Source organism: Rasiella sp. SM2506, from assembly GCF_050859505.1.
Classification (GTDB): Bacteria; Bacteroidota; Bacteroidia; order Flavobacteriales; family Flavobacteriaceae; genus Marinirhabdus.
The window spans coordinates 1,571,619-1,590,545 of sequence record NZ_CP193934.1; the positions used below are offsets into that span (position 1 = coordinate 1,571,619).

The following is an 18,927-nucleotide window of genomic DNA, read 5'->3' on the forward strand; positions in this document are numbered from 1 at the left end:
TAATTACTGTTCTTTTATCTGTATATCTCTAATTTTTTTGAATAAATCTGAAGAATAGACGAAATCTGTAACGTCTTGATTTTCTGTATTAAAAATTTCCTTATTATTTCCTTGCCAAACTAAGATCCCATTTTTTAAGAATACAATGTTCTCGCCAATTTCCATTACCGAATTCATATCGTGAGTTACTACAACAGTTGTAATATTATTTTCATGGGTGATTTCCTGAATCAGGTTGTCAATTACGGTAGCTGTTTTAGGGTCCAGACCCGAGTTAGGTTCGTCACAAAATAAGTACTTGGGTTTGTTTACAATAGCTCTTGCAATGGAAACTCTTTTTTGCATACCCCCTGAAATTTCCGAAGGATATTTTTTATTAGTACCCTCTAAATTTACGCGTTGCAGAACTTCATTTACCCGATCTATCATTTCAGCCTTTTTATTCTGGGTAAACATGCGTAGGGGAAACATTACGTTTTCTTCAATCGTCATAGAATCAAACAATGCGCCTCCCTGAAAAAGCATTCCAATTTCTTCTCGTAGATTTCTTTGTTGCTCACTATCCATATTTTGAATAGCGTCTTCTTCATAATAAATAAGACCTTCTTCAGGCTTAAAAAGTCCCAAAAGACACTTTAATAATACGGTTTTACCACTTCCACTTTGTCCAATAATTAAATTGGTCTTCCCTTTTTCGAAAACTGTGGAAATACCTTTAAGGATTTCCTCTTCACCAAAGCTTTTCTTTATGTTTTCTACTTTAATCATTAGCTAAGAAGGAGTTGTGTGATAATAAAATTTGCCAGAATTATAAGTACACTGGTCCATACAAAAGAGTTGGTGCTTGCTTTTCCTACTTCCAGCGCACCACCTTTCATATAATAGCCCTGCCAGGAGGGTACCGTTGCTAAAATAAACGCAAAGACGAAAGTTTTTATAAAGGCATATACCAAATGAAATGAGTTGAAGTCTTGCTGAAGTCCTGTGGTAAAATCTGTATAGGTCGTAAAACCGCCGTACACACCAGCAAGTAATCCTCCGGTAATCCCAATAAACATAGACAATGCTATAATAAAAGGGTAGAACATTAACGCAACTATTTTGGGGAATACTAAATAGTTTAAAGAATTTATTCCCATTACTTCCAATGCGTCAATTTGCTCTGTTACTCTCATAGAGCCAATGCTGGAAGTTATAAAAGATCCTACTTTACCTGCCATAATAATAGACATAAAAGTAGGAGCAAATTCTAAAACAATGGATTGTCTCGTGGCAAAACCAATTAATGATTTTGGAATAATGGGGTTGTCAACATTTAGTGCCGTTTGTATAGCAATTACACCTCCTACAAAGAAGGAGATAAAAGCCACAATACCTAAAGATCCAATAATAAGGTCGTCAATCTCTTTAAAAATAAGTTCTTTAAGCACCGATCGTTTGGTGAAACTCCCAAAGGTGCGTTTCAACATTAAAAAATAAGAACCAATATCTTCTAGGTATGCCATAATTGTAATAGAGTCGCTAAGGTACTAATTAAATAATTTTTAGTGATTGGTTGTACGTTTACTTTTGGTCAAAAAGTTGTTTCATAATAGCAAATATTTTTGTGTTTTGATATACTCCGTCAAACAGTTCCTCGCTAGGACCTTGCGCAAAAACCGGCACCATGGTGGCTGAATGTCCCGTAGTTGAAAACGAAGCTATTATTTTATTGTAGTTCATCCCGTCTGCACTAAGCGTAAAGCCTCCGGTTTCATGGTCTCCAGTGACTATCACGAGCGTTTCTCCATTGTTTTTAGCAAAGTCTAAGACAGCTCCAATAGTTTTATCGAAATCTATCATTTCGTTGATTAAATATTCAGCATCGTTGTCATGGCCGCCCCAATCTATTTGCGATCCTTCTACCAGTAGAAAGAATCCATTTTTATTTTTGGACAATTGTCCAATAGCCAGCATGGTGGCATTAGTCAAAAAATTTCCGCGTTTCTCAGACATTTTTGGCATCCCATTAGGCGCTAGTAATATAGCCTGCTTTTTTGCTGAAATTTTAGTGGGAAGTTTTTCTGTATGCACTTCAAAATCATTGTCTTCTAATTGTTTAACAAGATCTAAGCTATCCTTTCTATTCTGAAAATATTGAAGACCACCACCTGCAAAAAAATCGAGATCACTCTTCACCAAATCCACAGCAATTTCCTCATACATTCGTCGGGATTCCTGATGCGCATAAAAAGCAGCAGGTGTAGCGTGTACAACAGACGATGTAACTACCAACCCTGTTGCGATATCAGTTTTAGAAACGTGCTCTACGATAGTTTCGGCGGGATTCATTTTTAAATCTACGCCTATGGCACCGTTGTATGTTTTTATTCCCGAAGCGAAGGCAGTAGCTCCAGCCGAAGAATCTGTAATCAATTCTTTTGAAGAAGAAGTCATACTTAGTCCAACGGTGCTAAATCTAAGAAAATTTGAAGGTTTGTCGTTAAAATATAAGCTAGACGAAATTTCGCTTAGCCCCATACCATCACCAACAAGTAGAATGATATTTTTTGGTTTCTTAGTGTTTTGTGAAATAGACGATGCGAAACTGAATGTGCAAATCGTTAAGCAAATAAAAATTTTGATGATAGATGAAGGCATAAAAAATTACTTAAAGAGTTTCAAAAATACACAATACGAAATTGCGAAATGCTATAAAAAGGTTAAGATGCATTAAAAGACTTTTTTCTTTATATTTTTCCAACGTAATTCACGAATAAATCTTCCTTCTTCTTCTGTAACCAAAAAGGATGCCTTGCTTTTTTTTGCCTTTAAATACCCGCGCATGCAATTGTAATAAAAGTTGAGACTTTCTTTTTTAGTGGCCAACTTAATAGTTGCAATTTGTGTGAGTACATACCCATAGCGCATTTTGTAAAACGCCTCTCCTTGTTTGTATTTGGCAGTTTTGGTATAGGTGGCACCCGTGGGTTTTAAGTGCTTAACGTGTAGTGTTTCTGTTGTACTAACTTCCCAGCCGTGAAATTTGGCAAGAAGTTCATCTACTGTATCCCAGCCCATGGCGTTTTTTAATCCGCCAATTTGTTCAAAACATTCTTTGCGGTAGGCTTTTAAGGCGCCGCGAATGTGGTCTTTATTGGTGAGGTTTTCTACTTTCCAGATTCCGTTTGCTTCAATAGTGCAGAAACCGCCAACCATTCCAATCTTTGAATTGCTTTGGAAAATTTCTGAAATTTTCTCCAAATAATGCTGCGGAAATATAAGATCTGCATCAAACTTGCAAATCACATCGAAATTTTTGTCTAGCATTTCAAAACCTTTGTAAAAAGCATTGATAATTTTACTGCCTGGCTCGTGCTCCGATTTTAAGTTGCTAGTAACCGAAGTAATAAAAGGGTGTTTTGCTGAAAATTGATGTATGATAGCCTGAGTGCCATCTGTAGACCCATCATTCACTACAATCACTTTGCTAGGTCGAAGGGTTTGTGCCACCAACGAATCTAAGGTTTGTGTGAGAAACGCTTCTTCGTTATGGGCGGGTATGATTATTTGGATGTTCATCTAGCTCTTTCAGCATACACCAAATAGTACCTTGGTGTAAATCTCCTCAAAATAGGGCGGAAGCCTATTTTTTTTACGGGATGTGTAATTTTTATTCTTTTTTTAATAATCCAGCCTGCTTTTTCAAGTAACCAATCAAATTGCCAATCTTCAAACTCGTGGTAGTGACGATCCCACTCGTCGGTTTTACTTTGGTAAGCGGAGGCAAACCATAATTTTAAAGGTACTGAAGCCACGAGTTTTTTAGCCTTGCAATCATTCAGGACATTAAATGGACTTACTAAGTGTTCAAAAATTTCAAAAGCGGTGAGAACGTCATAATTTTCGGCTTTCACACAATCGGTTTCTAAATCTAGATCTTCTCCTGTGGTATTTTTTACTGAATAGCCTTCAGCTTTCATAATGTCAGTAAATGGATTTGCCACTCCTAAATCCAAAATTGTCTGATCTGTAGAGACGTGTTCCTTCAGGAAACGAAGGGTGTTTTTGTAACGTTTTTTCGGAAATTGACCTTCGTACATAAATTTTAAAATCGAAATGGAAGCTGAAACGATAAAAAGAAATTACACTTTATAAACTATGGCATTAATATTCATCCCGGCACCTACGCTGGCAAACATGACAACGTCTCCTTTGCTAATTGTTTGACCTTCTAACTTGTTGTTAAGGATCAAATCATATAAGGTGGGGACGGTAGCAACACTGGAGTTTCCTAGTTTATTAATAGTCATAGGCATAACGCCTTCTGGGGCATCCATATCATACAGCTTGTAAAACCTGTTAATAATGGCCTCGTCCATTTTTTCGTTAGCTTGATGAATTAGGATCTTTTTAAGCTCTGTGATTGGAACTCCGCTTTCATCCAGACAAGCTTTCATAGCTTCAGGTACATTGCTTAATGCAAAGTTATAAATTTTACGACCGTACATTTTAATATATCGTCTGGCGTCGGTCAGTTCCTGATTGTTACTTTCTCCAAAGTAAATAAAATGCGCTTCGTCGTACGAAAAAGTAGCACTTTTATGAGCTAAAAACCCAGTGGTATCATCATCTGTAGCTTCTACAACAGTAGCGCCTGCACCATCGCTATAAATCATAGAGTCACGATCGTGTTGGTCTACTACTCTGGACAAAGCCTCGGCACCAATGACCAGGCATTTTTTTGCCATCCCACTTTTTATATAGGCATGGGCAACTATCATAGACTCTACCCAACCTGGGCAGCCGAACATGAGATCATATCCTACACAATTTGGGTTTTTAATTTTGAGTAAATGCTTTACACGGGAAGCTATACTTGGCACAGAGTCACTTTGGTGTGAGCCGTGTTTTACGTCGCCATAATTATTAGCGACTATTATATAATCCAGAGTTTCTTTATCTATTCCGGCATCTTCTATGGCTTTTTCGGCTGCGAAATAGGCAATGTCAGACGTGTTAAGATCGTCATTAATATAGCGTCTTTCTGAAATTCCTGTGATGGCTTGAAACTTTTCAATAATCACAGTATTTTCATGTGCAAAAGGACTCCCATCTTCTGTGTAGAAGCTATTTTTTTCAAACTGATTATTTGGAGCAACTCCTGTAGGGATGTAGCTCCCAACTCCTGTGATTTTTGTGCCCATAAACTAAAATTTTGACTAAAATAGGTAAAAATGTAAAGGTAATACATTCATTTTTTACGAAATAAGCGATATTTAAACTATCACTAAAAATTCGGTTTTAAATCTAAGAATCCTCATTTTAAGTTCATTAAAATGAAGATTCTTTAAATTGTTTTTTTTATGCTTCCATATATTCTTCTATAGGAGCGCAGGTGCAAATTAGATTTCTGTCTCCATACGCATCGTCTACGCGACGCACACTTGGCCAGAATTTATTGTCACTTACATACTCCAACGGAAATGCCGCCTGCTGTCTTGTGTACGGCAATACCCAAGTATCGCTGGTGAGCATCGCTTGCGTATGTGGAGCATTTTTAAGTGGGTTGTTTGGTTCGTCTTTATTGGCGTTGTTAATCTCTTTTCTAATAGAGATCATAGCGTCACAGAAACGATCCAGCTCTTGCTTGCTCTCACTTTCGGTAGGCTCAATCATCATAGTTCCTGCTACAGGGAATGACACTGTAGGAGAGTGGAAGCCGTAATCCATTAAACGTTTAGCGATGTCTACTACTTCAATCCCATTTTCTTTAAAAGGCCTGCAGTCAATAATCATTTCATGCGCTGCTCTTCCTTTTTCACCTGTGTACAAAACATCAAAATGACCGCTTAAACGTTCTTTAATATAGTTGGCATTTAAGATGGCGTATTGCGTAGATTTTTTTAATCCATTTTCTCCTAGCATACAAATGTATGCGTAGCTAATAAGGCAGGCTAGAGCACTTCCCCAGGGGGCTGCGGAAATTGCTGTAATTGCCGTTTCACCGCCTGTTTCAATGATAGGGTTGGAGGGTAAAAAGGGTACTAACTGCTCTGCTACACAAATAGGGCCTACACCTGGTCCACCGCCACCATGAGGAATGGCAAAGGTTTTGTGTAAGTTGAGGTGACACACATCTGCGCCAATCGCCCCAGGATTTGTTAAGGCTACTTGAGCATTCATATTGGCGCCATCCATATATACTTGCCCGCCGTTATTGTGAATAATACTGGTAATTTCTCTAATAGCACTTTCGTAAACTCCATGGGTTGAAGGATAGGTTACCATTAATGCAGCGAGGTTGTCTTTGTGTTCTTCCGCTTTTGCGCGAAGGTCGTCTGTGTCTATGTTTCCTTCTTCAGTGGCTTTGGTTACCACCACTTTCATTCCCGCCATTACCGCACTCGCTGGATTGGTCCCGTGAGCAGAAGATGGAATTAAACAAATATTTCTGTGAGTGTCTCCTCTAGATTCGTGATACGCTCTAATCACCATTAATCCGGCATATTCGCCTTGTGCTCCAGAATTTGGTTGAAGTGAGGTGCCTGCAAAACCTGTAATTTCGGTTAACTGCTCCTCTAGTTTTTTTAGCATAAATTGATAACCACCGGCTTGTCTTACTGGAACAAACGGGTGCATATTACCCCACATAGGGTCGCTTAATGGTAACATTTCGGCCGCAGCGTTCAGTTTCATAGTGCACGAACCAAGTGAAATCATAGAATGGTTTAATGCCAAATCTTTACGCTCCAGTCTTTTTATGTAACGCATTAATTCTGTTTCGCTGTGGTAGCTGTTGAATACTTCATTCTGGAGGAACTCTGTCTTTCTTGCCACGCTTTTTGGAATCATATTACCTTCCAGTAATTCTGAAATATAAAAGCGGTCTTTACTAGCCGCTCGAGCAAACACGCCAATAATATTGTTCACGTCGTTGAGGGTAGTAGTCTCATTGATAGAAATTGAAACCGTTTCATCATCTGGATAATAAAAATTAATTTCTTCAGCTTCAGCTCTAAAATCTATTTTTGAAATATCTGTCTTAATCGAAATGGTATCAAAATACGTTTCATTTGCCTGGTAATAGCCTAGCTTCTCCAGCGCATCTGCTAAGGTAGCAGCGGTATTGTGAACTTTGGAAGCTATATATTTTAAGCCTTCAGGACCGTGATATACACCGTACATCCCTGCCATAACAGCCAATAAAACCTGTGCAGTACATATGTTTGAAGTCGCTTTGTCACGCTTAATGTGTTGCTCACGAGTTTGTAGCGCCATACGTAGCGCTCGATTCCCATCGGTATCCTTTGTAACGCCAATAATACGTCCTGGAATGTTGCGTTTATAGGCTTCCTTGGTAGCAAAATAAGCAGCGTGAGGTCCTCCATATCCTAACGGAATTCCAAAACGTTGTGTAGTACCTACCACTACATCCACACCAAAATGTCCTGGTGCTTCTAGTTTTACCAGGCTCAAAATATCTGCGGCAACGGCTACTTTTATTTGTTTTTCGTTTGCTTTAGCTACAAAATCTTTAAAATCGAATACGCGTCCACTTTTTCCAGGGTATTGTAAAATAGCTCCGAAGAATTCAGTTGAAAAATCAAATTCTTCGTGATTCCCTATTACCAATTCAATTTCCATTGGGACAGAACGGGTTTGTAATAACGATAATGTTTGTGGAAGGATTTCTTCGGAAACGAAAAACTTGTTCGCTCCATGTTTCTTTTGGTCTTTTTCGCGAACAGCAAATAAAAGCGTCATAGCTTCGGCAGCTGCAGTGCTTTCGTCCAGAAGTGATGCATTTGCCAATTCCATTCCCGTAAGGTCTGTTACCATAGTTTGGTAATTGAGCAACGCTTCCAGTCTTCCTTGGGCGATTTCAGCTTGATACGGAGTGTAGGCGGTATACCACCCTGGGTTTTCCAAAATATTTCTCTGGATCACCGGTGGCGTAAACGCTTGGTGGTATCCCAGGCCAATGTATGTTTTAAAAACACTGTTTTTTGAAGATAATTCGGTAATATGTTCCAGATATTCGTGCTCGCTCATAGCTGTATCTAAGGCGATGTCTTTTTTAAGTCGAATGTCATCCGGAATAGTTTCAGAAATTAACTGTTCCATGCTTTCAGCGCCAACAGTTTTAAGCATTTCTGAAAGATCGCTACGGCGAGGGCCAATGTGTCTAAGGGCAAAAGAGTCTGTGTTCATATATGCGTTCCGAAACTTCGGAAATTTTTTTAATTAAACAAACATGGCTTCTTAAAAAGAAGTCCTTAAAAAGGAGTCGCAAAATTACTGATTTTAATACAAAAAAACCGACATTTATGAAGGCTATAAACGGAACTTTTCAACCAAAACAACGGGTTACTAACAGTTTGTCTATTTTTACAAGGTGAAGCTATTTTATCCAATTTTTAAGTTTTATATAAACGCTAGTATTCACGTGGCTTTTGCTGTGGTTTCCTTCGTAGCTATTACCGTTTTTCAATTCGATTTGTTAGTGCCTCCCGCGTTGTGGGTTTTTATATTTTTTGGAACTGTGACGGGATATAATTTTGTAAAATATGCAAAGATTGCGGGTTTGCACCACAGAAGTCTCACCGATAGTTTGCGGAGCATACAGGTATTTTCATTGGTATGTTTTTCAGGTTTATTAGTTTGCTGCTTCTTTCTTTCGTTTCAAACACTTTTAGTAACTGCACTATTTGGGCTCTTCACTTTCTTTTATGCGGTGCCTTTTCTTCGCAAAAAAAACCTGCGTACTTTTTCGGGAATTAAAATTTTAATAGTTGCGATTGTTTGGGCCGGTGTCACAGTTTTGGCACCTATGGTGGAGGTTAACATGTCGCTCACTACCGATGGCTGGCTCGCTTTTTTGCAGCGGTTTTTGATAGTTTTTGTGCTAACGCTTCCATTTGAAATTAGAGATTTACAATATGATGTAGCACACTTAAAAACAATTCCGCAACAAATAGGAATCCAGAAAACAAAAATTCTCGGGATAGGATTCTTAATGATTGCTTTAGTGCTAGAAGGCTTTAAAGATGAAATTATTAATACTGAAATTTATGGACTCCTTTTATTAGTGCTGCTTGTTATGGTTGCATTGCTACTAGCCAGAAAAAAACAATCGGAATACTTTGCCTCCTTTTGGGTAGAGAGTATTCCAATTGTTGGCTTGTGTGTGTTGTTAGTATTTCGTCATTTCTTGACGTAAACGTTCTTTCATCGCTGCCTTGTCGTCCATAGGCATTGTTCGTAGATTAGATTTCCTGAAGAGTTTTGTCAATCGATTATTGCGTATAGAATATTTCCGACAAATCCTACAATACATAAGGTGAATGTTTAATTTTACGGCTTCCCAAAAAGAAGCCTCCTTGTACTGGTTTTTATCGCAAACAATATTTGCTTCTTCACATTTAATAAATATACTCATAACTTATAACCAATTATTTTCGAGGCATTTTGCCATTGCTGTTCTCGCCCGATGGATGATTACCCAAAGGTTAGACGGCGTAATCTCAAATTCATTACAAATAGCCTCGGTATCAAAATTATGTATTGTTTTCATTTTAAAAATAGTAGCCTGTTTGTCGTTTAAAGAGTCTAAACATTTCAGGATGGCTTCCCCCAATTCTTCATTTTCCATGGTGTCCTCTGCGGTCCGGTCAAAAGGGTCCTTTACGCGCTCTTCCAGCCACGCTCCCTCACTGTCTTCATCACGGTATTCTATACGTACTTCGGCTTTGCCTTTTTTAGAATTTTTCTTTCGGTAATGGTCAATTATTTTTCGTTTTAGGATAGAAATAAGCCATGTTCTTTCGGAAGCTTCCCCTTTAAAATTGGGAGCCGATTTCAGACCGGCAAAAAAAGTTTCGGAAATAAGATCCTGCGCCACTTCGTGGTCGTTTACCCTTACAATAGTGTAATTGTAGAGGTAATCTGAGTACGCATCTACCCATTTCGTAGGGTCTAATTGATGTTCTGGCATAGGGAATCCAAGAATTTTACCAAAAATAGGAAAGTTTGAGCAACTAATACTTGTTTCTGAATAAATTACTAAGTGTTGGAAAAACTGGAAGGCTACAAATGGTGGTAATTATTCTCAAGTTGTCCCTTAAGTTGAAAATTTCCATGTTTTAAAAAATTTGAAAGATGTTTTTTAAGAAAAAAATAATCGAACACCTTTCCAAAAATACTAAAAGGTATCTTATAGGTAAGAATATCTATCATCAAAGTTTCATTAACTGTAGTTTCAAACAAATGTTGATGGGCAAAATACCTAAAATGTCCTTTTGTCATCACATCTGTAAATTTTGAAGGGCGTTCAAAAGCGGTGATTTTTGAGGTATGGTGTACATACATCCCAAAATGCTTCCCGCGCCACGTAACACTTTCTCCAAAATTTATATGTCCCGAGGTAACTCCTCCAATTGCTGTTTCATCTGTTTGGGAAGCCGATTTTTAAAAAATAAAAGGTCAAAACCTTTTTAATTGTATTTATTTTATAGACTTTTATAGACTTTTATAGACTACTAATCAAAAGTTTATAAAATGAAAAATTTACTATTTTCTTCGTTAATTGTCTTGACCATTTCTTTCACAACACAAGCAAACATTGTTAATGTTAACACATCAATAGTTGAAGAAGTTGGTGCGACCAATTGCCACGATATAGCAATAAATTTAGCTAATATTGAATTAGCAAATGGAACTATTACTCATGCTGAATGGTTTGGAAGAGTTTTACACTTTTTGAATATTTGTACTATGATTGAAGATTAAATAAAGTTTTTTCCAATAAATTTTGAAATGAAAATTAAAAAATCTTTTATTTTATTGTCTTTTTTTGCATTAATACATTCTATTTCTTTAAATGGACAAGAATTAATTGTAATATATGGTATTGATGCACAAGGGCAAAATGATATATTTAAGAAAGAAATGTTGCGTCCGGACTTAAGTGCAATGGAAAAAAGGATGATGTCATATTCTTTGAGCGCACAAATTGAAGCTCAAAAAAGCACATACAGTCTTGAAATAGATAAAAAGCAATCTTATTTTTATGTAAATGAATTTTTATTCAGTGAATTTAATGGTAAAAGCATAAATGAATTGGCTAAAGTGAATGCGTATAAAGGTAGTTTTTATCAGAATTCCAACACAAAAAAAGTATGGGAACAGCATAATTCCAATAAAAAAATTATTACCTATACTTTTGACTTTTTTGATTGGGAGTTAAGCAAAGAAACAGAAAAGATTTTAGGATATACTTGTTATAAAGCGAGTACTCAATTTACAGACCCGCATCCATCAGGCAGTGCAGATTTAGTGCGTGAGATAACTGTTTGGTACACCCCAGAAATTCCTTTAAATTTTGGACCACAAGGGTATGGTGGTCTACCCGGCTTAATTTTAAAAAAATGCCAGAGTGGTAGTTGCTTTATTGCGAAAGAGATAAAATATAAAGAAGTAGAAATTTCTTGGCCAAAGGGTGAAACTATTTCAAGAAAAGACTACTATGACCAATTTAAAACTGCCCCCTCTTTTAAGTTTTAAATTTCGTAATTTTAAAAGAAAATGTGTTTTTGTATTGTTTATTGAATAGTTGATTCATTACTATATTCACCAAGTTCCATATTTAAGTGAAAATCATAAATCAAAAATTTCTTGTATTAGCTATCCTGTTGTTTTTCACAGGATTTTTTTTTGTTTCTGCACAGAATGGTTTTCTAAAGGGACAAGTGACCGATAGTTTGCAAAACCCGCTTCCCAATGCAAATATCCTAGCACTTCCTATTAATACAGATGATTCTATGGCATTTGCTATTGCCGATGGGAATGGAGAATTTTCACTAGAAGTTAAGTTGAATGTTCCTTATGAATTGACCATAAGTTATTTAGGGTATGCGAAAAAAGTGAAAACTGTAAAAATTTCTGAAAATGCCATCGAAAACTTTATACTTAAAGAAAGTGCAGGGCAGCTAGAAGAAATACTTATCAAAAGTAAAATTCCAGTTATAATAAAAAAGGACACTATTATTTATAATGTAGAGTCCTTCATAGACGGTACTGAAAGAAAATTGAGAGATGTGCTTAAAAACCTCCCAGGAGTAGAAGTAGATAGAGATGGCAATGTTTCCGTAAATGGCAAAAAAATCACTAAAGTATTAATAGAAAACAAAACCTTTTTTACGGGCGACAGTAAACTTGCGGTGAATAATATTCCAGCAGATGCAGTTGACCAAGTAGAAGTACTGGATAACTACAGTGAGATAGCAATGCTCAAAGGATTACAGGATAGTGATGCCATGGCCTTAAATATTAACCTAAAAGAGGATAAAAAGAACTTTGTGTTTGGAGATATTGAAGCTGGAGGAGGTGTAAAAGAAAGATATCTAGTTAATCCAAAACTATTTTATTATAGTCCCTTAACAAGTTTTAGCTTTATAGGTGATGTAAATAACATTGCAGAAAAATCTTTCACGTTAAGTGATTATATAAATTTTGAGGGTGGATACAGCAGTTTGTTAAATGATTCTAGTTCTTTTTCTGAAATATTAAATAGCGATGTTGCACAGTTTATTTCAAATAGAGATTTTACTAATAGCGTTTCTAAATTTGGAGCATTAAATATTCAACAAGCGCTACCAAATAATTTTGATTTAACTGGTTATGTAATAGCTTCCACAAACAAAATTAAAACAGCTAGCACTACTATAAATAATTTTTTACAACAAGAAAATTCTTTTATTGAAGAAAGAATACTAAACAATGCCATTAGAAATAATTTTATCCTCGGAAAAGCAACACTTAGCTACAAACCAAGTTTTGAAGAAGAATTTACTTATAATAGTTTCGCAAAATTGACCAATATTGAATCTAATGAGATAATAAATACAAGTGCTCCTCAAAATGAAAATTCTATAAATGCGAATTATTTCAACAAAGCTATACGCTTACAACAAAAGTTAAATTACAGCAGGAGATTTTCAGAAAAACATACTGCTACGTTGGAAGCAATCTATATTTATGAAAATGGAAAACCTGTAAATAGATGGGTAACAAATCAACCTATATTAGAAGGTTTGATCCCGTTGGAAGAAGATAATATATATAGACTTTTACAAGACAAAAGGATAAACTCCCATAATTTTAATGCAGTCATTAAGGATTATTGGGTACTTAGTAAGTTTCATCACCTGTATCCTAGTTTTGGTGTTAAAACTTTATTCTCGGAGTTTTTGAGTAATGATAGACAAGAACTAACCAATGGTATTTTAAATTCTTTTGAAGAAAGTAATTTTAATAATGATTTTAAATATGCTTTGGTAAATACATATCTTGGTATTGAATATAAATTTCAAATAGGGAAAGCTACTTTTAAACCGGCTGTTTATATGAATTTTTTTACATGGCAAACTAAACAGTTCGAGAATAGTTTGGTTGCTTACAAAGCGGTATTACTGCCAGAATTAGACTCAGATATTGTGTTCAACTCTACAGAAAAGCTATCTTTTAAGTATCGTTTTAACACTAGATTTCCCAATATTAATCAATTAGCAGATAGGTTTATTCTATCTAATTTTAATAGTATTTTCAGAGGAAATAACACACTGCAAAATGAACTTTATCATACAGCAACCCTAAACTATTATAAATTTAAAATATATGATAGGTTCAGAATGAATTTTTCTGCTAGCTTCAACAAAAAAGAAAAATCCTTTAAAAACACTACAGTTTTAAATGGCATAGAGCAATTTAACACTATAATACCATTTGATAGTCCAGAACATACTCTTAATTTTAATATGGATATAAGTCAAGATTGGAAGAATATAAGGTACAATCTAAAAGGAAATTTTATCTACAGTGATTTTTTTCAAGTATTAAATACTATTGAAAATCTAAATATTTCAAAAATTACTTCAGGAACTGTAGGAATAAAAACGCTTTTTGACAAATTCCCTAGCTTAGAATTGGGTTATAAAAAGGATTTCTATTCATACCGCGCAACCAATGGTAAAACCAACTTTACAAATGATAATTTATTTGGCTCTTTAGACTATACTTTTTTAAAAGACTTTATATTTAAGAGTGATTATTCTTACAATCAAAATATTAATAGAACTACAAATGGTGAAAATACTTTTGATATTTTAAATAGCTCATTGTTTTATCAACAGGAGGATAGTCCTTGGGGTTTTGAAGTAAGTGGAAATAATCTTCTAGATGCTAAATTTAAACAACAAAATTCCTTCTCAAATTTTCTCATTTCAAATACTCGAACTTTTATATTTCCTAGAACTATTCTTTTTAAAATTCAATACAAACTTTAATGATATAAAGTAAATAGTAAGCTAACTTATGCTAAGCTCAATATTCCTTTTTCTCAATTACTTTTTTAAGCTGAAAATTCCTGTGTTTTAAGAAATTGGTTAGATGATCTTTTAGAATAAAGTAATCAAATAGGTTCCCAAAAATGCTAAAGGGTGTTTTATAGGTAAGAATATACGTCATTAAAGTTCCGTCTTCCGAAGTGTCAAAAATATGTTGATGCGCAAAGTAGGTGAAATGGCCTTTTGTCATCACATCTGTAAATTTTGACGGCCGCTCAAAAGTGGTGATTTTTGAGGTGTGGTGTAAATACATGCCAAAATGTTTGCCACGCCAAGTGACGCTTTCTCCAAAATTTATAAGACCCGAGATAACTCCTCCAATTGCCGTTTCATCTGTTTGTGAAGCAGATTTTTGATGAAAATCTATATCACGAGAAAGGTCAAAAACATTTTCTACGGTTGCGTTTATTTTCGTTGCTAATTTGATGGTAGTCATTTTTCAGCAGTAATTAAATAATATCCAAAATCATTCATATGCAAGCCCGAAACCAGGGCGTAAAACGAAGCTTTTAGGTTATTCCAACTTTGTGATTTTACTTTTTTATGCTGAAAGACTTGCAGCATTAAAAAACCCACAATAGCAAAAGGAACGTGAAAAACCGAAGGAGCCACCCGAAACGAAATATCTTCAACGGTTACTTTACTGAAACCGATTTCTTTTAAATTTTTCTCCACTTTTGAAATCACACCCAGCCCATCCAAGCTCCAGCCTTTACAGAGTTTTTTGTAACTGAAACTACTGCCAAAACATAATTGAGAAGGTTCTTTTTTTAGAAAGGCGTCACCAATCACAAAGCGGCCACGCGGTTTTAGAATCCTGAAAGCTTCTCGTAACGATTCTTTACTATGACCACTATGGCAAAGGCTTTCAACACCCACTACACCCTCTACAGAATGCGATGGGATAGAGGTTTCGCAATAATTTTCCTTCAGAATCATTCCTTTTTTTCCCTTTAAGAGCTTGTTGCCTTCACGTACTTGGAATGGAGAAAGTGTCACTCCGATGGTTGAAAGCTGTTTATTCTTCTTTAAGAAATTTCGCATGGTGCCTCCCATTCCGCAACCTAAATCGGCAACCGTTGTTTTACCATCAATTAACTGTAATCGATTGTAAATTTGACGGTTCATTTCATTAAGCATAGTATCTCGCTTAAACGGATTGGTACTCCCTAAAACAAAATATCCAAAATGCATATTTAAATCTTTGCTCCAAAAACTATAATCGCTTGTCGCTTCATCATAAAAATGTGTGATGTCTTCACGTAAAGCGTTTTTGCTTTCTTGCTGATATGTAAGTGGGATGGAGGTTGTTTTCATGAGTAAGGTTTAAGAAATTATATTTTGAATCAATAATAAGGTGTACACTACGGCAAACAAAACGAACAGAATATTCATCCCGAAGCCACCCCATTTAAAAATGAACTTTTTTGGGATATCATACATTGGGTAATAAGCAATTTGCGTGGCCACTTTGCCAACCCAATAGGCTGCAATTAAACCTGTGATGGCAATTGCTAAATGAGTCCCATTTTTTAGATCTGAAGGGATCAAAATAGCCATCAACCCAAAAGAGAAATTAAGTCCTTGAATATAGCGGCCGTACGTCTTAGCTATTTCCTGATTTAAAGGTTTTAACTGCTTTACATCGGTATACCAATCAAATACTTTATGACGAATGTATGGATAGATTAGAGCAGTGAATATTTGACCGCAGCCGCCAAGTATGATTAGCCAATTTGGAATATTTAGTTTCATAATGTTTGTTTTAAACTTTCAATAAATATTGAAATATTAATGTCAAATTAAAGGGAAATTTAATTCCCTGACTATGTCCTCGGCTCCGTTCGGAAACCGGTTTCTTCGGTCTCCGAGGGGGGTCTATTTTAAAAACTTAACCAGCGTTTTGGTAATCCAATTCTGTTCTTGATTTACAAGTCTGTTCATCATAGTATCTGCGGTATCTGCCAAATCGTGCATGGCTTTGGTTTGTTTTATAAACTCTTTGGCTTCGGCACTGCCATCGTCATCAATATTTGAAACTTCTTTTAAAATTTTAATAGTAGGTTGTAGCTCCCGTCTGCTACGCTCTTTTGCGATTTGTCTGGATAGTTCTGTGACATCTTTTTCGCTGGTAAAGAACTCCCTGCGTTCGCCGGGAACATTTACTTTAAAGATAATGCCCCAATCCATTAATCCGCGTAAGTTCATACTTGCATTGCCACGAGATATCTCTAACTCTTCCATGATTTCTTCCATAGAAAGTGGCTTTGGAGAAACAAATAAGAGTGCGTGTATTTGTGCCATAGCCTTATTAATTCCCCAAAGCGAACCCAAAGTTCCCCAAGTGCTTATAAATTTTTCTTTTGCTTCTTTTAATTCCATAGAACAAATATATAAAATATTTTAAACTTTCAGTATTTATTGAAAGTTTATTATGATAAAACAAAAAGACCTGTTAGGATTTTAAAATCCTAACAGGTCTGGAATACGTGTCTGTTCTCTTAAAACAATTACATTTTCCTATTGTAACAATCCAGCTCTTTTCAATAAAGCTTCGGGATCTGGTTTTTTACCACGGAATTTCACATACAATTCCATAGGATCTTGTGTTCCTCCTTGGCTCAGCACAAAATCTTTAAACTTAGTAGCTACTTTTTTATTAAAAATCCCTTCTTTTTTAAAATAAGCAAAGGCATCTGCATCCAGTACTTCGGCCCATTTGTAGCTGTAGTATCCAGCGCTGTACCCGCCTTGAAAGATATGGCTAAAAGCGGTGCTCATACAGGTTTCTGGCGTTTCTGGATATAATTCAGTTCCAGAAAAAGCTGTTGTTTCAAACTGTTTTACATTTTTGATAGCGCTTGGATCATCGCCATGCCAGGACATATCTAACATCCCAAAACTAAGTTGTCTCAACGTTTGCATCCCTTCGTGAAAGGTTGCCGATTCTTTAATTTTCTTCACTAAGTCCATCGGGATTACCTCACCAGTTTCGTAATGCGTGGCAAACAATTCTAACGTTTCTTTTTCGTAACACCAGTTTTCTAAAATCTGACTTGGTAATTCTACAAAATCCCAATACACGCTGGTTCCACTTAAACTTTTATAGGTGGTGTTTGCCAGCATCCCGTGTAGGGCGTGTCCAAATTCGTGGAATAAGGTGGTTACTTCGTTAAAAGTTAAAAGGGAAGGTGTACTTGGCGTAGGTTTCGTGAAATTACAAACAATAGAAACGTGCGGTCTGTCATTAATGCCGTGGAATTTTTGTTGTGGTTTGTAGCTCGTCATCCAGGCCCCGCCACGCTTTCCTGGACGCGGATGGAAATCTGCGTAGAAAATGGCAATCAAAGCACCTTCGGCATCGGTTACGCGGTAGGTTTTTACATCGTGATGGTATTTGTCTATGTCATTGTCAATTGTAAATTGTAAGCCATATAACTTTTCAGCCACCGTGAACACGCCGTCAATCACATTTTCAAGTTTGAAATAGGGCTTCAGTTTTTCGTCGTCCAGACTGAATTTTTGCTGCTTCAACTTTTCAGCATAAAACGCGCTATCCCATTTTTGTAGTTGTTCAATTCCGTCCAATTTCGTTGCAAAAGCTGAAAGTTCATCAAACTCCTTTTGTGCAGCAGGTTTTGCTTTCTCCAGTAGTTCACTTAAAAACGACTGTACTTTTTGAGGCGTTTCTGCCATGCGCTCTTCCAGTACAAAATGTGCGTGGCTTTTATAACCTAATAATTGTGCTCTTTGGTGACGAAGGTTTGCAATCTTAAGTACATTTTCTTCATTGTTATTTTTGTTTTGTTGAAATGCCCTTGCTCCAAAGGCAAGCGACAATTCTTTACGCAACTCGCGATTTTCAGCATATTTCATAAACGGAATGTAGCTTGGGTAGTCTAAGGTAATCACCCAGCCTTCCAGTTCTTTTTCGGTAGCGGTCTGGGCAGCAGCTTCTTTTTCACCATTGGGTAATCCCGCCAGATCATCCTCATTGGTGATGTGCATTTGGTAGGCATTTGTTTCTGCCAGAACATTTTCCCCGAAGGTGAGTTTTAGTTTGCTTAGATCTGTATCAAGCTTACGGAGCGTTTTCTTTTTATCTTCGGAAAGATTAGCGCCATTTCTGCTGAAGCTTTTGTATTGCTTGTCCAACAACATGTTTTGTTCCCCATTCAAGTCAAAATTCTCTCGGCTGTCGTAAACGGCCTTTACTTTTTTGAAGAGTTGTTCATTCAACAATAAATCATTAGAAAATTCGGTCAGTAGGGGAGATACTTCCTGCGCGATCTTTTGAATTTCTTCGGAAGTTTCGGCGCTATTCAGATTAAAAAAAATGCTGGTGGCACGGTCCAATTGCAAGCCTGTGTTTTCCAGAGCCTCCACTGTGTTTGTAAAAGTGGGTGCTTCGGTATCCTTAACGATAGCGTCAATTTCGGCTTTCGTTTGTTCGATCAATTCCTTGATGGCAGGGAGAAAGTGCTCATTTTTTATTTCTGAAAATGGGGCTGTGTTGAATTTTTGTAGTAAAGGGTTTTTCATT

The 18,927-nt window shown here is 36.3% G+C and carries 18 protein-coding genes; 4 read left to right on the forward strand and 14 right to left on the reverse strand.

The window, feature by feature from the left end:
• Positions 1-3: 3 nt before the first annotated feature.
• The 7 genes from ACQ2HF_RS07080 to gcvP form a co-directional block, all read right to left on the reverse strand.
• Entirely contained in the window at positions 4-768 is a 765-nt protein-coding gene (locus ACQ2HF_RS07080; protein ID WP_432412825.1) for an ABC transporter ATP-binding protein, read from the reverse strand.
• Positions 768-1,505: an MlaE family ABC transporter permease gene (locus ACQ2HF_RS07085; protein ID WP_432412826.1), complete on the reverse strand. Its 738-nt coding sequence runs from the start codon at positions 1,503-1,505 to the stop codon at positions 768-770. Before ACQ2HF_RS07085 ends, ACQ2HF_RS07080 begins: the two co-directional genes overlap by 1 nt.
• Positions 1,506-1,563: 58 nt before the next feature.
• On the reverse strand, positions 1,564-2,640 hold the full coding sequence (locus tag ACQ2HF_RS07090) for an alkaline phosphatase (RefSeq protein WP_432412827.1): 1,077 nt from the start codon (positions 2,638-2,640) through the stop codon (positions 1,564-1,566).
• Positions 2,641-2,712: 72 nt separating this feature from the next.
• Positions 2,713-3,561, reverse strand: coding sequence for a glycosyltransferase family 2 protein (locus ACQ2HF_RS07095; RefSeq protein WP_432412828.1), 849 nt, complete (start codon positions 3,559-3,561; stop codon positions 2,713-2,715).
• Positions 3,558-4,082 (reverse strand): methyltransferase, encoded by a 525-nt coding sequence (locus ACQ2HF_RS07100; protein WP_432412829.1) that lies wholly within the window; start codon positions 4,080-4,082, stop codon positions 3,558-3,560. The genes ACQ2HF_RS07095 and ACQ2HF_RS07100 overlap by 4 nt, the downstream gene beginning before the upstream one ends.
• 42 nt (positions 4,083-4,124) lie before the next feature.
• Positions 4,125-5,186 (reverse strand): 3-oxoacyl-ACP synthase III family protein, encoded by a 1,062-nt coding sequence (locus ACQ2HF_RS07105; protein ID WP_432412830.1) that lies wholly within the window; start codon positions 5,184-5,186, stop codon positions 4,125-4,127.
• Positions 5,187-5,343: 157 nt separating this feature from the next.
• Positions 5,344-8,193: an aminomethyl-transferring glycine dehydrogenase gene (gene gcvP, locus ACQ2HF_RS07110; protein WP_432412831.1), complete on the reverse strand. Its 2,850-nt coding sequence runs from the start codon at positions 8,191-8,193 to the stop codon at positions 5,344-5,346.
• Positions 8,194-8,377: 184 nt separating this feature from the next.
• On the opposite strand from gcvP, the gene ACQ2HF_RS07115 reads away from it, so the two are divergent.
• The gene (locus ACQ2HF_RS07115; RefSeq protein ID WP_432412832.1) at positions 8,378-9,202 is read left to right on the forward strand and encodes a hypothetical protein; all 825 of its coding nucleotides are present in this window, start codon (positions 8,378-8,380) and stop codon (positions 9,200-9,202) included.
• A gap of 222 nt (positions 9,203-9,424) precedes the next feature.
• On the opposite strand, the gene ACQ2HF_RS07120 is transcribed toward ACQ2HF_RS07115, so the two are convergent.
• Together ACQ2HF_RS07120 and ACQ2HF_RS07125 are read right to left on the reverse strand one after the other, a co-directional pair.
• Positions 9,425-9,976, reverse strand: coding sequence for a sigma-70 family RNA polymerase sigma factor (locus tag ACQ2HF_RS07120; protein WP_432412833.1), 552 nt, complete (start codon positions 9,974-9,976; stop codon positions 9,425-9,427).
• 92 nt (positions 9,977-10,068) lie between these two features.
• Positions 10,069-10,350: a hypothetical protein gene (locus ACQ2HF_RS07125; RefSeq protein ID WP_432412834.1), complete on the reverse strand. Its 282-nt coding sequence runs from the start codon at positions 10,348-10,350 to the stop codon at positions 10,069-10,071.
• Positions 10,351-10,539: 189 nt separating this feature from the next.
• Between ACQ2HF_RS07125 and ACQ2HF_RS07130 the strand changes: the two genes are divergently transcribed.
• The 3 genes from ACQ2HF_RS07130 (at position 10,540) to ACQ2HF_RS07140 (ending at position 14,324) form a co-directional block, all read left to right on the forward strand.
• A complete protein-coding gene (locus tag ACQ2HF_RS07130; RefSeq protein WP_432412835.1) occupies positions 10,540-10,770 on the forward strand; it encodes a hypothetical protein in 231 nt (76 codons plus the stop codon).
• Between the two features lie 27 nt (positions 10,771-10,797).
• Positions 10,798-11,544 carry a GLPGLI family protein gene (locus tag ACQ2HF_RS07135; protein ID WP_432412836.1) on the forward strand — a complete coding sequence of 249 codons (747 nt, stop codon included), beginning with the start codon at positions 10,798-10,800 and terminating at the stop codon, positions 11,542-11,544.
• A gap of 86 nt (positions 11,545-11,630) precedes the next feature.
• Positions 11,631-14,324 (forward strand): carboxypeptidase-like regulatory domain-containing protein, encoded by a 2,694-nt coding sequence (locus tag ACQ2HF_RS07140; protein WP_432412837.1) that lies wholly within the window; start codon positions 11,631-11,633, stop codon positions 14,322-14,324.
• A 37-nt stretch (positions 14,325-14,361) separates the two neighbouring features.
• Here ACQ2HF_RS07140 and ACQ2HF_RS07145 read toward each other — a convergent pair whose 3' ends face one another.
• The 5 genes from ACQ2HF_RS07145 to ACQ2HF_RS07165 form a co-directional block, all read right to left on the reverse strand.
• Positions 14,362-14,820, reverse strand: a complete 459-nt coding sequence (locus ACQ2HF_RS07145) for an SRPBCC family protein (protein WP_432412838.1) — start codon at positions 14,818-14,820, stop codon at positions 14,362-14,364.
• On the reverse strand, positions 14,817-15,701 hold the full coding sequence (locus ACQ2HF_RS07150; RefSeq protein WP_432412839.1) for a methyltransferase domain-containing protein: 885 nt from the start codon (positions 15,699-15,701) through the stop codon (positions 14,817-14,819). The genes ACQ2HF_RS07145 and ACQ2HF_RS07150 overlap by 4 nt, the downstream gene beginning before the upstream one ends.
• A 9-nt stretch (positions 15,702-15,710) precedes the next feature.
• On the reverse strand, positions 15,711-16,139 hold the full coding sequence (locus ACQ2HF_RS07155) for a hypothetical protein (RefSeq protein ID WP_432412840.1): 429 nt from the start codon (positions 16,137-16,139) through the stop codon (positions 15,711-15,713).
• A 123-nt stretch (positions 16,140-16,262) separates the two neighbouring features.
• The gene (locus ACQ2HF_RS07160) at positions 16,263-16,766 is read right to left on the reverse strand and encodes a GbsR/MarR family transcriptional regulator (protein ID WP_432412841.1); all 504 of its coding nucleotides are present in this window, start codon (positions 16,764-16,766) and stop codon (positions 16,263-16,265) included.
• Between the two features lie 138 nt (positions 16,767-16,904).
• The gene (locus ACQ2HF_RS07165; RefSeq protein ID WP_432412842.1) at positions 16,905-18,926 is read right to left on the reverse strand and encodes a M3 family metallopeptidase; all 2,022 of its coding nucleotides are present in this window, start codon (positions 18,924-18,926) and stop codon (positions 16,905-16,907) included.
• Between the last annotated feature and the right edge of the window lies 1 nt (position 18,927).